At 71.6% G+C, this 15,075-nt stretch carries 11 protein-coding genes and 1 pseudogene; 9 read left to right on the plus strand and 3 right to left on the minus strand.

Annotated elements, in window-relative coordinates:
- The 3 genes from CLM62_RS08370 to CLM62_RS08380 form a co-directional block, all read left to right on the plus strand.
- On the plus strand, window positions 1-2,069 hold a 2,069-nt coding region (locus tag CLM62_RS08370; protein ID WP_107483766.1), incomplete at its 5' end, for a DEAD/DEAH box helicase.
- Window positions 2,066-3,343 (plus strand): SWF or SNF family helicase, encoded by a 1,278-nt coding sequence (locus CLM62_RS08375; RefSeq protein WP_095749224.1) that lies wholly within the window; start codon window positions 2,066-2,068, stop codon window positions 3,341-3,343. The genes CLM62_RS08370 and CLM62_RS08375, both read left to right, overlap by 4 nt.
- A gap of 156 nt (window positions 3,344-3,499) precedes the next feature.
- Window positions 3,500-4,840 (plus strand): esterase-like activity of phytase family protein, encoded by a 1,341-nt coding sequence (locus CLM62_RS08380; RefSeq protein WP_095749225.1) that lies wholly within the window; start codon window positions 3,500-3,502, stop codon window positions 4,838-4,840.
- Window positions 4,841-5,555: 715 nt separating this feature from the next.
- Here CLM62_RS08380 and xylA read toward each other — a convergent pair.
- Window positions 5,556-6,722, minus strand: a complete 1,167-nt coding sequence (xylA, locus tag CLM62_RS08390) for a xylose isomerase (RefSeq protein ID WP_095749226.1) — start codon at window positions 6,720-6,722, stop codon at window positions 5,556-5,558.
- A 188-nt stretch (window positions 6,723-6,910) separates the two neighbouring features.
- Between xylA and xylB the strand changes: the two genes are divergently transcribed.
- From xylB to CLM62_RS08415, 5 genes are all read left to right on the plus strand, one after another.
- On the plus strand, window positions 6,911-8,356 hold the full coding sequence (gene xylB, locus CLM62_RS08395; RefSeq protein ID WP_095749227.1) for a xylulokinase: 1,446 nt from the start codon (window positions 6,911-6,913) through the stop codon (window positions 8,354-8,356).
- 56 nt (window positions 8,357-8,412) lie between these two features.
- Complete coding sequence (locus tag CLM62_RS08400) at window positions 8,413-9,621, plus strand: ROK family transcriptional regulator (RefSeq protein WP_095749228.1); 1,209 nt, start codon at window positions 8,413-8,415, stop codon at window positions 9,619-9,621.
- 204 nt (window positions 9,622-9,825) lie between these two features.
- Window positions 9,826-10,425: an N-acetylmuramoyl-L-alanine amidase gene (locus CLM62_RS08405; RefSeq protein WP_095749229.1), complete on the plus strand. Its 600-nt coding sequence runs from the start codon at window positions 9,826-9,828 to the stop codon at window positions 10,423-10,425.
- A 107-nt stretch (window positions 10,426-10,532) separates the two neighbouring features.
- A complete protein-coding gene (locus CLM62_RS08410; protein ID WP_373559121.1) occupies window positions 10,533-11,810 on the plus strand; it encodes a GAF domain-containing protein in 1,278 nt (425 codons plus the stop codon).
- 103 nt (window positions 11,811-11,913) lie between these two features.
- On the plus strand, window positions 11,914-13,437 hold the full coding sequence (locus tag CLM62_RS08415; protein ID WP_095749230.1) for an aldehyde dehydrogenase family protein: 1,524 nt from the start codon (window positions 11,914-11,916) through the stop codon (window positions 13,435-13,437).
- 79 nt (window positions 13,438-13,516) lie between these two features.
- Here CLM62_RS08415 and CLM62_RS08420 read toward each other — a convergent pair whose 3' ends face one another.
- Complete coding sequence (locus CLM62_RS08420) at window positions 13,517-13,825, minus strand: hypothetical protein (RefSeq protein ID WP_257003736.1); 309 nt, start codon at window positions 13,823-13,825, stop codon at window positions 13,517-13,519.
- A 179-nt stretch (window positions 13,826-14,004) separates the two neighbouring features.
- On the opposite strand from CLM62_RS08420, the pseudogene CLM62_RS51245 reads away from it, so the two are divergent.
- Window positions 14,005-14,187, plus strand: a pseudogene (locus CLM62_RS51245) (IS630 family transposase); the annotation flags it as partial.
- 18 nt (window positions 14,188-14,205) lie between these two features.
- On the opposite strand, the gene CLM62_RS08430 reads toward CLM62_RS51245, so the two are convergent.
- Window positions 14,206-14,889: an alpha/beta fold hydrolase gene (locus CLM62_RS08430; protein WP_095749231.1), complete on the minus strand. Its 684-nt coding sequence runs from the start codon at window positions 14,887-14,889 to the stop codon at window positions 14,206-14,208.
- Window positions 14,890-15,075 lie beyond the last annotated feature (186 nt).

Consider the following 15,075-nt stretch of genomic DNA (forward strand, 5'->3'; position numbering starts at 1 on the left):
CGGTGTGGACGGCGACCGGCGCCGCGGGGGGTGCCTTCGGGCCACGCGCGCGGATGGACGCCCTGCTCGCGCTCCGCCGGGCGGCCCGGGCCTGGCCGCCGCTCACGCCGCTGCTGTCGGCGACCGTGCCGGACGCCGTCGAGCTCGCCGACGAGGAGGTCACCGAACTCCTCCGAGAGGGCGCCCGAACGCTCGCCGGCGTCGGAGTCGAAGTGCACTGGCCGAAGGAACTGGCCCGTACCCTCACCACCCGCGCGGTGGTCGGTCCGCCGGACGACGCGCCGGGTCCGAACCGCCTCTCCTCGGACACGCCGTCGTTCTTGTCCGCCGACGCGCTGCTGTCCTTCAACTGGTGGTTCGCACTGGGCGACCAGCGGCTCACGCGGGAGGAACTGGACCGGCTCGCCGAGGCCAACCGCCCGGTCGTGCGGTTGCGCGATCAGTGGGTCCTGGTCGATCCGCACGAGGTACGCCGGGCCCACGCCCAGCAGGACCAGAAGGTGACACCCGTCGACGCGCTCGGTGCCGCTCTGACGGGCTCCACGGAGATCGACGGCCGCCGGGTCGACGTGCACCCCACGGGATGGCTGGCGGCCCTGCGGGAGCGGCTCGCGGACCCCGAGGAGCAGGAGCCGGTGGAGCAGCCCGCCGCGCTCGCGGCCACACTGCGGGACTATCAGCGGCGGGGACTGAACTGGCTCGCCCGGATGACGTCCCTGGGACTTGGCTGCTGTCTCGCCGACGACATGGGACTCGGCAAGACGATCACACTCATCGCCCTGCACCTGCACCGGCAGACCGACGCGGCGTCCGCCGGTCCCACGCTCGTGGTGTGCCCCACGTCCTTGATGGGCAATTGGCAGCGGGAGATCGAGAGGTTCGCGCCTGGTATTGCCGTACGTCGTTTCCACGGCGCGCACCGCGGCCTGGAGGACCTGGCCGACGGGGAGTTCGTGCTCACCACGTACGGCACCATGCGCCTGGACGCGCGCCGACTGGCCGAGGTGCCGTGGGGCATGGTCGTGGCGGACGAGGCCCAGCACGTGAAGAACCCGTACTCGGCGACCGCCCGCGAGCTGCGCTCGATCGGCGCACGCGCGCGCGTGGCGCTCACCGGCACCCCGGTGGAGAACAACCTGTCCGAGCTGTGGGCGATCCTCGACTGGACCACCCCGGGGCTGCTGGGCCGGCTCGGTACTTTCCGCACTCGCTACGCGCAGGCCGTCGAGGGCGGTCAGGATCCGGCCGCCGCGGAACGGCTCGCCCGGCTCGTGCGCCCCTTCCTGCTGCGGCGTCGCAAGTCGGATCCGGGGATCGCACCGGAGCTGCCGCCGAAGACCGAGACCGACCGTGCCGTGTCGCTCACCAAAGAGCAGACGGGTCTGTACGAGGCCGTGGTGCGCGAGACGCTCGCGGAGATCTCCGGCGCCGACAGCATGGCGCGGCGCGGGCTGATCGTGAAGCTCCTGACGGGCCTGAAGCAGATCTGCAACCATCCGGCGCAGTACCTCAAGGAGGAGGAGCCCAGGATCGCCGGCCGGTCCGGGAAGTTGGAGCTCCTGGACGAACTCCTGGACACCATCCTCTCCGAGGGCGCGGGCGTCCTGGTCTTCACGCAGTACGTGCGCATGGCCAAGCTCATCGAGCGGCACCTGTCGGATCGCGGTGTGCCCTCGCAGTTCCTGCACGGCGGGACGCCCGTCGCCGGGCGCGAGGCGATGGTGGCGCGTTTCCAGGCAGGTGAAGTCCCGGTCTTCCTGCTGTCGTTGAAGGCGGCGGGCACCGGGCTGAACCTCACGCGGGCCGAGCACGTCGTGCACTACGACCGCTGGTGGAACCCCGCCGTCGAGGCCCAGGCCACCGACCGCGCGTACCGCATCGGGCAGACCCGGCCCGTGCAGGTACACCGGCTGATCACCGAGGGAACGATCGAGGACCGCATCGCCGACATGCTGAGCCGCAAGCGACAGCTGGCGGACGCGGTGCTGGGCTCCGGCGAGGCGGCGCTCACGGAACTGACGGACGCCGAGCTGGCCGATCTGGTCGAACTGCGAGGGGGCGGACGATGACCGCGTACGACGATGCCACGGAACGCACGTTCGAGGCGTTGCCGCCCGCGCACGGGCGGGGCTTCGCGGACTCGTGGTGGGGCCGGGCCTGGCTGAAGGCACTGGAGGACACCGCGCTGGACGGGAAGCAGGTGAAGACGGGCCGCAGTCTCGCGCGCGCGGGAGCGGTGGGCGCGGTGTCCGTGCGCCCGGGGCGCATCACGGCCGTCGTCCGGGACCGCGACGGCACGGCGCACAGGGCCGATGTCCTGCTGGCGGAGCTGTCCGGTGAGCAGTGGAACCGCTTTGTCGACATGGCCGTCGAGCGGGCCGGACACGTCGCGGCGCTGCTGGACCGCGAGATGCCGCCGCACCTGGTCGAGGACGCGGCGACCGCGGGGATCGAACTGCTGCCCGGTGTGGGCGATCTGGAGCCGGAGTGCGGCTGCGGCGCCTGGGACCACTGCGGTCACACGGCGGCCCTCTGCCACCAGGTGGCGCGGCTGCTGGACCAGGATCCTTTCGTGCTGCTCCTGATGCGCGGACGCGCCGAACGCGCCCTGCTGGACGCCCTTCAGTACCGCAGCGCCCCGCCCGCCGAGGAAGAGGAAGCAGCCGAGCCGACGTCGGGCGTGGATGCCGCGGAGGCGTACGCGGCCGGGGATGTCCTGCCGTCGCTGCCCGCCCTCCCCGGGCTCCCCGGGGAGCCCGGCGTGCCGCCGTCTCTGGACGCCGAGGCCCCGCCCGCCCCCGGGGTCGACCCGGCCGCCCTGGAGTTCCTGGCCGCCCGGACCGCCGTAGAAGCGCACCGCATGCTGGCGGCAGCTCTTTCTGCCGGGCCGGAACCGCACGCGCCCGAGCCGGAGTTGACGGCTGCCCAGGACGCCGTACGCCTTGCCGTCGGCGGTCCCGGGAGCGACGTGGTGGACCGGCTCGCCGACGGCTCCGGGCGCGGCCGGGAGCAGTTGGCGCTGGCCGTGCGCGCCTGGCGCCACGGGGGTGTGGCCGCCCTGTCGGTGCTGGAGGAGGAGTGGGCCATCGAGGGCGAAGCGCTCGCACGCGCGCGTGCCGCCCTGGACTCCGCCTGGGACGAGGACGAACGGCCCACTCTGCGGGCGAACGGCAACCGGTGGACGGTCGTCGGCGCGCCGAGCCAGCTGCGCCTGGGTCAGGACGGCCGTTGGTGGCCGTACCGCAAAGAAGGCGGCCGCTGGGTGCCTGCGGGCGACGCGGCACAGGACCCCGCGACGGCACTGGCCTCCACAGCGCCCACTCCCGAGGAGGAGGCCTACTGAGGGCAGCCTTCAAAAGGCCTTAAGAGGCCGGCTTCCTGGTGTGCGGCATCCGCTCGACGAGCGGATGCCGCACCGCGTTCACCCCACAGTCGTACGGCGTTCCGCGCGGAGCCCAAATCTGGCCACTGTCACCGAACTTGCCCCTCAGGAGGCCCGATGTCCGCGCGCGCCACCGGCCGCCACCGCGTCCACCGTTCCGTCGCAGTGGGCGTCCCTCTCGCCGTGATGGCCGCCCTGGTGGCGGCCGGCCCGGCCGTGGGCGCACCGTCCGGTCAGGCGCACGTCGTGCGCGCCGCGACGCTCGGCGACATCCCACTCGACGCGTTCAGCAACGCGCTGCTGCCCGGGACAGTGGACGACGACCGGGGCGTGGACCTCGGCGGCATCGGCAGCGACATCTGTCCGGCGGGCCGCAAGGGCGAGTTCTGGACGGTCACCGACCGCGGACCCAACGGGCAGATCAAGGTGGGCGGCAAGAAGCGCCGCACGTTCCCGGTGCCGGGCTTCGACCCGGCGATCGTGAAGATCCGCGTGTCCGGCGACACCGTGAAGGTGCTGGACGCGATCCCGATCACCACCTCCTCCGGCAAGCCCGTCACGGGCCTGCCGAACCAGGAGGGACGCGACGAGGCGCCGTACTCCTATGACGCGCAGGAGCCTCTGCCGTACAACCCGAACGGATTGGACACGGAGGGCATCGTCCGGGCCGCGGACGGGAGTTTCTGGCTCGTGGACGAGTACGGGCCGTCCCTCGTCCACGTCTCCGCGCGCGGGAAGGTGCTCACGCGGTATGTGCCCAAGGGGCTGCGTCTCACCGGGGCGGACTATCCGGTGGTGGAGGCGCTGCCGTCCGTCCTGCTGCACCGCAAGGTCAATCGCGGTTTCGAAGGGCTCGCCCTGCTGCCGGGCGGAGACCTGGTGATGGCCGTGCAGAGCCCGCTGTCCCTGCCCGACGCGGACGCATCGGACGCCTCCCGTACCACCCGCCTGCTGCGCTTCTCGCCGCAGAGGAAGGCCGTCACCGCCGAGTACGCGTACCGCTTCGACCCCGTGAACGTGGTCGATCCGAGCGAGGACGACATCTCCGAGCTCAAGATCTCCTCGGTGGTCGCCGTGGGCCATGACCGGCTGCTGGTCGAGGAGCGCACCGACAAGGCCGCGCGGCTGCACCTCGTACGCCTGGACCGCCGCGCGAACATACTGGGCGGTCCCTGGGACGACGACACGACGTCTCCGTCGCTGGAGCAGCTCGACGATCCGGCAGCCTCGGGGGTCCCGGTGCTCGCCAAGCGACTGGTCGTCGACCTCGGCACGGTCGCCGGCGTGCCCGGGAAGATCGAGGGCGTCGCGCGCGTGGACCACGACACGCTCGCCCTGATCAACGACAACGACTTCGGGATGACGGACGGCACCGGCGCGTTCGACGCGCAGGGCCGCCTGGTCGACAGCGGGGTGGAGACGACGGTGACCTACGTGCGGCTGCACCACCGTGTGTGAACCTACGTGCGGCTGCCCCACCGTATGTGAGTGGGACAGCCGCCTCGCCGCGAGTCCCTAGAGGGACGGGATCAGCGATTCGAGGTCGCTCGGGAAAGCCGCTCGGCAGCTCGCTCGGGAACCGCGAGGGCAGCTCGCTCGGGAACCGCGAGGGCAGTTCGCTGGGCAACTCCGTCGGCAGGCCGAAGGGCGGCGAGGAAGAGCGGCCTGCGCTCCCGCTGCTCTCCGGGGACGGCTTCTCATCCGGTGAGTCGTCGCTCCCCGACGCCATCAGGACCACGGCGACGACCGCCGCGGCGGCCACGAGCACGACCAGAAGGACGAAGAGCGGGCTGCGCCGGCGCCCCGGGCCTCGGTTCCCGCCCGGGCCGTCAGGCGGCTCGGGCGGGTCCGGCGGCTGGGTCGGCGGCCACCCGCTGTACGAGGGAGGCGGTCCGAAGCCGCCACCCGCAGGCGGCGTGTGACCCGGTGGCCCGGGCGGCTGAGGCGGTACGGGCGGCATGGCCATACCGCCCAGAGTCGCCTCGAACCGGTCATGTCGCGACCCCCGTACGGAAGTTGATACGGGCTCACGCCATGGACGGCATGATTCCGGGACATTCCGTGCGGGGGTCACTCAAGGAGACCGCTCAAAGAGACCGCTCAACGAGGTCACTCGAAGTGATCGCTCAAGGGTGATCGCTCACAGACCGGTGCCACGCGCGCGTGCGTGCGCTCAGTCGCGCGCCCCCAGCAGGTGGTCCATCGCCAGCTGGTCGAGGCGCTCGAAGGCCATCCCGCGCGCGGCGACCGCCTCCACGTCGAACTCCTCGAAGGCGGTGCGGTCCGCGAGGAGCGCCTTCAGGCCGTCGGCAGCGGTCGGCTGCGCCAGTTCGTCCAGACGCGAGGCGCGCAGGGCCTCCTGGACCTCCGGGTCGGCGCGGAAGGCGGCCGAACGCTCCTTCAGGATGAGGTAGTTGCGCATACAGCCGGCGGCCGACGCCCACACGCCGTCGAGGTCCTCGGTCCGCGGCGGCTTGAAGTCGAAGTGGCGGGGCCCGTCGTAACCGGCGCTCTCCAGGAGGTCGACCAGCCAGAAGGCGGCGCGCAGGTCACCGGCCCCGAAGCGCAGGTCCTGGTCGTACTTGATGCCGGACTGGCCGTTGAGGTCGATGTGGAAGAGCTTGCCCGCCCACAGGGCCTGCGCGATGCCGTGCGGGAAGTTCAGGCCTGCCATCTGCTCGTGGCCTACCTCGGGGTTGACGCCGTAGAGCTCCGGACGCTCCAGGCGCTCGATGAACGCCAGCGCGTGGCCGACGGTGGGGAGCAGGATGTCGCCGCGCGGCTCGTTGGGCTTGGGCTCGATGGCGAAGCGCAGGTCGTAGCCCTGGGAGGTCACGTACTCGCCGAGGAGGTCGAAGGCCTCCTTCATGCGGTCCAGAGCGACGCGTACGTCCTTGGCGGCGCCGGACTCGGCGCCCTCGCGGCCGCCCCAGGCGACGTACGTCTGGGCGCCCAGCTCGACGGCCAGGTCGATGTTGCGGATCGTCTTGCGCAGGGCGTAGCGGCGCACGTCGCGGTCGTTGGCGGTGAACGCGCCGTCCTTGAAGACCGGATGTGTGAAGAGGTTGGTGGTGGCCATCGGCACCTTCATGCCAGTGGCGTCGAGAGCCTCCCTGAAGCGCTTGATGTGGGCCTCGCGCTCGGTGTCCGAGGATCCGAAGGGGATCAGGTCGTCGTCATGGAAGGTCACGCCGTGGGCGCCGAGCTCGGCCAGGCGCCGCACCGTCTCGACCGGGTCGAGGGCACGGCGGGTGGCGTCACCGAAGGGGTCCCGTCCCTGCCAGCCGACGGTCCACAGTCCGAAGGTGAACTTGTCCTCGGGGGTGGGCTGGTAGTTCATGCCGCGGCTCCTTGCTCGCTTACGACTGCTTGGTTGCGACTGCTTGCTTACGACTATTTCGTCATGGCAATTTACAAATTAGTATGCGGAGGCATCTCTGGGAAGAGACAAGATGTCTCCGGGCAGACATGTCTCAGCGCAGAGATGTCTCCGGGCAGGGACGAGAGCCGCACAAGAGGGAGAGCCCGATGTCAGCAGCCGAGGGTCCGCTCGTCGTCGGTGTGGACACATCCACACAGTCCACCAAGGCCCTGGTCGTCGACGCGTCGACCGGACGGGTGGTGGCCAGCGGGCAGGCCCCGCACACCGTGTCCTCCGGGGCCGGTCGTGAGAGCGACCCGCGTCAGTGGTGGGACGCCCTGTGCGAGGCACTGCTCCACTGCGGGGACGCGGCGCGCGAGGCCGCCGCGGTGTCGATCGGCGGACAGCAGCACGGTCTCGTCACGCTGGACGCCCAGGGCGAGCCGGTGCGCCCGGCCCTGCTGTGGAACGACGTGCGTTCGGCGCCGCAGGCCCGTCGACTGACCGATGAGCTGGGCGGCGCGAAGTTCTGGGCCGAACGCACCGGCTCCGTCCCGGCCGCCTCCTTCACGGTCACGAAGTGGGCGTGGCTGGCCGAGAACGAACCGGAGGCAGTCCGCGCGACCAAGGCCGTACGCCTCCCCCACGACTACCTCACCGAGCGCCTCACCGGGCAGGGCACGACCGACCGCGGTGATGCCTCCGGGACCGGCTGGTGGGCGTCCGGGACGGAGTCGTACGACGCGGAGATCCTCGCGCACGTGGGGCTCGACCCCGCCCTGCTGCCCCGCGTGGTCCGGCCCGGCGAGGTGGCCGGTACGGTGCGCGACGGCCACGATCTGCCGTTCTCCAAGGGCACCCTGGTCGCCCCCGGCACCGGAGACAACGCCGCCGCCGCGCTGGGCCTGGGGCTGCGCCCCGGCACGCCGGTGATGAGCCTCGGCACCTCGGGCACGGTGTACGCAGTGTCGAAACGGCGCCCCACCGACCCGACCGGCACTGTGGCGGGCTTCGCCGACGCCCACGGCGACTGGCTGCCGCTGGCCTGCACCCTGAACTGCACGCTCGCCGTCGACCGCGTCGCGACGCTGCTGGGACTGGACCGCGAGGCGGTGGAGCCCACCACCGACGTCACCCTCCTCCCCTACCTCGACGGCGAGCGCACCCCGAACCTGCCGAACGCGTCGGGACTGCTGCACGGGCTGCGCCACGACACGACCGGCGGCCAGCTCCTGCAGGCCGCGTACGACGGTGCCGTGCAGTCACTGCTCGGCGCGCTCGACCTGGTCCTCGACGAGGACGCCGACCGCTCGACGCCACTGCTGCTGATCGGCGGCGGCGCCCGGGGCACGGCCTGGCAGCAGACCGTACGGCGGCTGTCGGGACGTCCCGTCCAGGTGCCCGAGGCCAAGGAACTGGTCGCACTCGGCGCCGCGGCCCAGGCGGCCGGCCTGCTGACCGGCGAGGACCCGGGCGCGGTCGCCCGGCGCTGGAACACGGCCGCCGGACCGGTGCTGGAGGCGGTGGAGCGGGACGAGGCGACGCTGGCCAGGATCGCCGGGGTACTCTCCGACGCGGCCCCGCTGCTGGAGCGAGGGCCGCAAGCCCACTGACGGGCGTCTTCTCGCACAGGCCCACCGGCCGACACCGACCGAGGACGGACGGAGGCATGACCGCACCGCTGCACGAGGCTCACCCGGCCGGGCCGGGGCGTGCGCTGCCCGACACCCAGCAGGGCATGCGCCGCCGCAACCTGGCCCGGGTGATGCACACCGTCAGCGCCGAGGGCCCGCTGTCCCGAGCCGCCGTCGCCTCGCGGATCGGGCTGACCCGTGCGGCGGTGTCGACCCTCGTCGACGAGCTCATCCGCTCAGGGCTCCTGGAGGAGTTGGGCCCGGAGCGGCCCGGCCGGGTGGGCCGGCCCGGGTCGGCGCTCGCCGTCAGCCGGCGCGGTCCCGCAGGGATCGGCGCCGAGATCGGCGTCGACCACCTCGCGGTCTGTGCGGTCGATCTGCGCGGGGAGGTGCGGTTCAGAGCCGTGCGGCACGGCGCGAACCGGGGCCGTACGCCCGGGCCGGTGATCGCGGAGCTCACCGCGCTGGTGCGCCGGGTCGTCGCCGAGGCGGACGGCGAGGGCCTGTGGCCCGCGGGCCTGGCCGTGGCCGTCCCCGGGCTGGTGGCGCGCGACGCCCGTACCGTCGTACGGGCCCCGAACCTCCATTGGAACGACACGGACCTCGGCGCCCTGCTGCCCGCCGACTTCCCGCTGACCGTGGGCAACGAGGCCAACTTCGGCGCTCTCGCGGAACTCTGGCTCGGGGAGGGCACCCCCCGCGACTTCCTGCATGTGTCGGCGGAGATCGGCATCGGCGCGGCGGTCGTGGTGGACGGGCGGGTGCTGCGCGGGACGCGTGGTTTCGCGGGCGAGTTGGGGCATGTGCCGGTCCGCCCCGACGGGCCCGAGTGCCCGTGCGGCGGGCGCGGGTGTCTGGAGCAGTACGCCGGTGAGGAAGCGGTGCTGCGCGCGGCCGGTCTCGAGCCGGGCGAGGACCGCGTCGGACTGCTCGCGGGGCGCGCCGCGAACGACGACGCGGCCGTACGACGGGCCCTGCACGACGCGGGAGAGGCGCTCGGCATCGCGCTGACGGGTGCGGTCAACCTGCTGGATCCGGAAGGCGTCGTGCTCGGCGGTGCGCTGGCCGGGCTCGCGCCCTGGCTGCTGCCGTCCCTGCGCGACGAGTTGGCCCGGCGCACGGCAGGGCCGGCCTGTCCCGTGTCCGTGTCACGGCTCGGCCCCGAGGGGCCGCTGCTGGGGGCCGCGCACTCGGTGGTGCGGGCTGTCCTGGACGATCCGGCGGGTGTGGCCGAACGGACCTGATCCCGGGCCGCGTTCACCGCCGCCTTCACCCGTCCGGGTGAGCGAGTTTTCCACAGTTCCGCCGTCGTCCACCGAAGTACAGCCTGCTCTTCGCCCAACCAGCAAGCGCCGTACCGTGATTCACGCGAGGCGCACCCGCCGTAGTGGCGATGGTGCGTGTAGGCGTGGACAAGGGGGGTTCACATGTCGGGGAGGCACTCGTCCATGGACCGCGCAAGACCGATCCCCAGCAGGCGACGGCTGCTGCGGGGCGCCGCCCTGGCCGCCGTCCCGTACGCGCTGCTCCCGCGGGCACGCACCGGAGCCGAACCCCGAGCGATCGACTACCCCTTGGCCGAGTGGCAACCGGCGACCCCGTCCAACTACACGGCGTCCGACCGCCCCACGACGTATCCGCTCGACCACGTGATCATCCATGTCACGCAGGAGACGTACGCCGGCACGCTGTCCATCTTCCAGAACCCGAAGAAGAAGGTGTCCGCGCACTACCTCGTCCGGTCGGCCGACGGGCACGTGGCGCAGTGCGTCCGCGAGGCCGACGTCGCCTGGCACGCGGGGAACTGGGACCACAACACCCGCAGCATCGGCGTCGAGCACGAAGGGTGGGTGGACCAGCCGGCCTATTTCACCGATGCCCTGTACGAGCGGTCGGCCAGACTGACGGCGGCGATCTGTACGAAGTACGGCATCCCGAAGGACCGTGCGCACATCATCGGGCATCACGAGGTGCCGGGCACGGATCACACCGATCCCGGCCCGAACTGGGACTGGACGCGCTATATACGGCTGGTCAACTTCGTCTGACCGCGGCGGCAGGATCGTCGTTCGGGTGAGCGTGGTCGAAACGGTTGTCGGCGCGCGTAACCGGCGTGACGATGGGCCCAAGCGCACCGCCGTTCAGGGAGGCCGAGTTGACCGATCCATGGGTGGCCCTGGAGCCGGGGGCCGACCCTGCCGAGCGTGTGCGGATGCTGCGTCGCGCGCACGAGACGTTCACCGAGGCGGGCACCGTGCCGCGTCCGGTCCGTTCGGTGGTGGCCGACTCGTGGCGGCGTTCCGCTCGGGCCGGTGTCGGACCCGACGGCACCGCGAACGTGGAGCTCGTGGACGGTGACCTCGGCGCCTACCGGGCCGAGCATCCGCTGGCGAGGGTGATGCCGCTGTTCCGGGAACTGCTGGGCACGTTCGCGGCCGACGGCGAGCATCTCCTGGCGGTGTGCGACGAGCACGGCAGGCTGCTGTGGGTCGAGGGGCATGCGACCACCCGCCGGAGGGCGGGGCGGATGAACTTCGTGCCGGGTGCGCGGTGGGCGGAGTCCGCGGTCGGGACGAACGCGCCGGGCACGGCCGTCGCCGTCGACCGGCCCGTGCAGGTGTTCGCGGCCGAGCACTTCATACGGCGCGTGCAGCCCTGGACGTGTGCGGCGGCCCCGGTGCACGATCCGCGCTCCGGGCGGGTGCTCGGCGCCGTGGACATCACCGGCGGGGACGGGCTCGCGCATCCGCACAGCCTGGGTTTCGTGCAGGCCGTGGCGCGCGCCGCCGAGTCACAGCTGGCGTTGCTCCCGCCCGTCGGCCCGGCCGCGGACACGCCCGAGCTGATAGCGCTGGGCCGTGACGAGGCGCAACTGCTGAGCGGCGGTCGGCGGATCAGGCTCAGCCGCCGGCACAGCGAGCTGCTGGTGCTGCTGGCCCGCCACCCGGAGGGGCTGACCGGCGACGAGCTGCTGTGCGCGCTGTACGAGGACGAGTCGGTGACGCCGGTGACGCTGCGCGCCGAACTGGCCCGGCTGCGCAGGATTCTCGGCCCCGGCCTGCTGGCCTCACGTCCCTACCGGCTCACCGTCCCGGTCGAGTCCGACGTCTCCGTCGTCGAGCGGCGGCTGGAGACCGGCGCGGTCACGGCGGCCGCTTCGGCGTACGCCGGTCCGCTGTTGCCGGGCTCCCAGGCCCCGGCGGTGGTGCGCCTGCGGCGCCGTCTCGCCGACGGTCTGCGTACGGCGTTGATCGCCCGTCGCGATCCCGACCTGCTGGCGGACTGGGCGCACGCGCCGTGGGGCGAGGACGACCTCGACGTATGGCGGGCGCTCGCCGCGGTACGACCGACCCCGGCGGTCCGGTCCCGCCTCGCCGCGCTGGAGTCCGAGCTGGCGGCACCGGCCGCGTGGCCACGTCAGACGGCCCGCTGACCAAAGGCTCGCGCCACGCAACGTACGTGCAACGTGCCGCCGCCTAGCCTCGCGCCGAGAGCTGCCCAACGGCGGGCAGCGCTTCTGAAGGAGGCAGTGCAGCATGACTCGTTACGCGGCGCCCGGCACCGAGGGCGCGATCGTCTCCTACCAGGCGCGCTACGACCACTTCATCGGTGGCGAGTACGTGCCGCCGGCCCGCGGACAGTACTTCGAGAACCCGTCCCCGGTGAACGGGCAGCCGTTCGCGGAGATCGCGCGCGGCACGGCGCAGGACGTGGAGCGGGCGCTCGACGCGGCGCACGCGGCCGCCCCGACCTGGGGCCGCACGTCGGTGACCGAGCGCTCCGACATCCTGCTCAAGATCGCCGACCGCATGGAGGCGCACCTGGAGCCGCTGGCCGTCGCCGAGAGCTGGGAGAACGGCAAGCCGGTGCGTGAGACGCTGGCGGCCGACATCCCGCTCGCCATCGACCACTTCCGCTACTTCGCGGGCGCGATCCGCGCCCAGGAAGGCTCGCTCGGCGAACTCGACGACGACACCGTGGCATACCACTTCCACGAGCCGCTCGGCGTCGTCGCGCAGATCATCCCCTGGAACTTCCCCATCCTCATGGCGACTTGGAAGCTGGCGCCCGCCCTCGCCGCGGGCAACGCCGTCGTCATCAAGCCGGCCGAGCAGACGCCGGCCTCCATCCACTACTGGATGAGCCTGGTCGCCGATCTGCTCCCGCCGGGTGTGGTGAACATCGTCAACGGCTTCGGCGCGGAGGCGGGCAAGCCGCTGGCGTCCAGCCCGCGGGTGGCGAAGGTGGCGTTCACGGGTGAGACCACGACGGGGCGGCTGATCATGCAGTACGCCTCGGAGAACATCAAGCCGGTCACGCTGGAGCTCGGCGGCAAGTCGCCCAACATCTTCTTCGACGACGTATGGGCGCAGAACGACGACTTCCGTGACAAGGCGCTGGAAGGCTTCACCATGTTCGCGCTCAACCAGGGCGAGGTGTGCACCTGCCCGTCCCGGGCGCTGGTCCAACGCGGCCACTACGCCGAATTCTTGGAGGCGGCCGTCGCCCGCACCGAGCTGATCAAGCCGGGCCATCCCCTCGACACCGACACGATGATCGGCGCGCAGGCATCCAACGACCAGCTGGAGAAGATCCTCTCCTACCTGGACATCGGCCGGCAGGAGGGCGCGAGGGTTCTCACCGGCGGTGAACGCGTCGACTACGACGGTGAGTTGAAGGGCGGCTACTACGTCCAGCCGACGATCTTCGAGGGCGACAACCGCATGCGGATCTTCCAGGAGGAGATCTTCGGTCCGGTGGTCTCGGTGACCTCCTTCGACGACTTCGACGACGCCATCAAGATCGCCAACGACACGCTGTACGGCCTCGGCGCGGGCGTCTGGACCCGCGACATGAACACGGCGTACCGGGCCGGCCGGTCGATCCAGGCGGGCCGGGTCTGGACGAACTGCTACCACGCCTACCCGGCGCATGCGGCGTTCGGCGGCTACAAGCAGTCCGGAATCGGCCGCGAGACGCACAAAATGATGCTGGAGCATTATCAGCAGACGAAGAACCTTCTGGTGTCGTATTCACCGAGGAAGCTGGGCTTCTTCTAGAGGCACGAAAAAAGGCGCCTGACCTGGGCTTTTGCCCGCCAGGCGCCTTCTTCTCGGCCCGCCCGGAGCAAGGACCGACTTACGTCATAACTCCCAGTTCCTCCCACCGCTGTCCCGCTCGGAAGAGGACCTCAATGCTCTGGCCCGCGCGACGAGCGCACTCGGCGGGGTCCACACCGGAGTACAGCCAGAACGAGATCCCGGCGTGGCGGAGATGGTAGGGCCGCTTGGCCAGCTTGGAGGCGAGTTCCGTACGGGTCAGGACGTACTTCCGTGCCCGCGCCCACGTTGTGCCATATGCAGCTGCGTTCACGTAGTTGCCGGCCTGGTTCCGGAACAGTCGGCGGTCCGGCGCCACGCCGAAGCGCTCGATGTGTGCGCGGAGCATGCGTAAGAACTGCGGCCGTATGGGCACAGGCCGGGTCGCGGTAGCCGCGCGGCGCTTGAGGGAGTGCACCTCGTGCACCGAGCCGCCGTCCGTCCACTCTTTGCCTGCGGTTACGACGCCGCCCGAAAGGTTGAGCATCCCCCATCCGGAGTCGGGCAGATGGCACTGTTCGAGCCGGAATCGCCAACTCCAACCACCGCAGCCACACCGCGCAGACCCGTGCCCTGCACGCCTATCTGCGCCGGCGGAACGACAACGCCCGTCATCCCGATGTTCTCGCGGCCCAGCGCAAGGAACGTGCCCGCATCCGCAGCGAGAAGGGCCTCCGCTGGGGCGGCAGACCACTACTGACCGCGGCCTGACCACCCAACCTGGCACCGCTAGGAGTTGGCGGCCTTTGCCAGGACGCGGGCGAGTTCGCGGGGACGGGTGGCCATCGGCCAGTGGCCCGAATCGAGGTCCACGTACTCAAGGTGGGTAGCGCGGGCGAGCTCAGGACTCTCACCGGCGGCGACCCACTCCTCGGCCTGGGCGGGGGTGAACTCGGGGCAGATAACCACAACCGGAACGTCGAAGCGGCGCTCGTTGGTCAAGCGTACGACTCCCCTGGCGACCGCCTCGGGGACGGGAACGGCGGCGGAGGCGAAGCGGTCCCGGGTCTGCTGGTCCAGATCGGCGGCGTCAGCGCCCTCAAAGGGATCCCAGCCCGGGAAGGGCATGGCGCCGCCCTCGATCGCGAAGTGATCGGCGTAGGCCCGCCCATCGGCGGCGGGGAAGCCACCGATCAGGGCGACCTTGGCCACCTTCTCCGGTCGCGCATCGGCGGCCAGCCAGGCCAAGGTCGATGCTGCGGAGTGCCCTACCACCAGGGGCATTCCGGGCGCCGCGTCAACTGCGGCAAGCACTGCTTCCAACTGGTCGTCCAGCGTCGCGGAGGCGGTACCGTCGCCCTGTCCCGGGAGGGTGAGAGGCACGGGACGGTGGCCGAGCGCGGTGAGTTCGGGCGCGACGTCGTCCCAGGCGGATCCGTCGAGCCACAAGCCGGCGATGAGCAGAATGTCCACGGTAGTTCTCCCGAATAGGAGTCGGATCTGGTTGCCGGCACGCTACCGGGAGGCTCTGACACCGGGCTCTGGTCGGAATGCGATCTCTGAAAACGACGGCTCTGCCCAACCCAACCCGGCGAACCTACGCGGTCACAGCACCAGCGGGTGCACGCGGCGACGGTCGCAGGTGGTTTCGCCCGACCG

The sequence above is a fragment of the Streptomyces sp. SA15 genome, assembly GCF_002291145.1.
Lineage (GTDB): Bacteria > Actinomycetota > Actinomycetes > Streptomycetales > Streptomycetaceae > Streptomyces.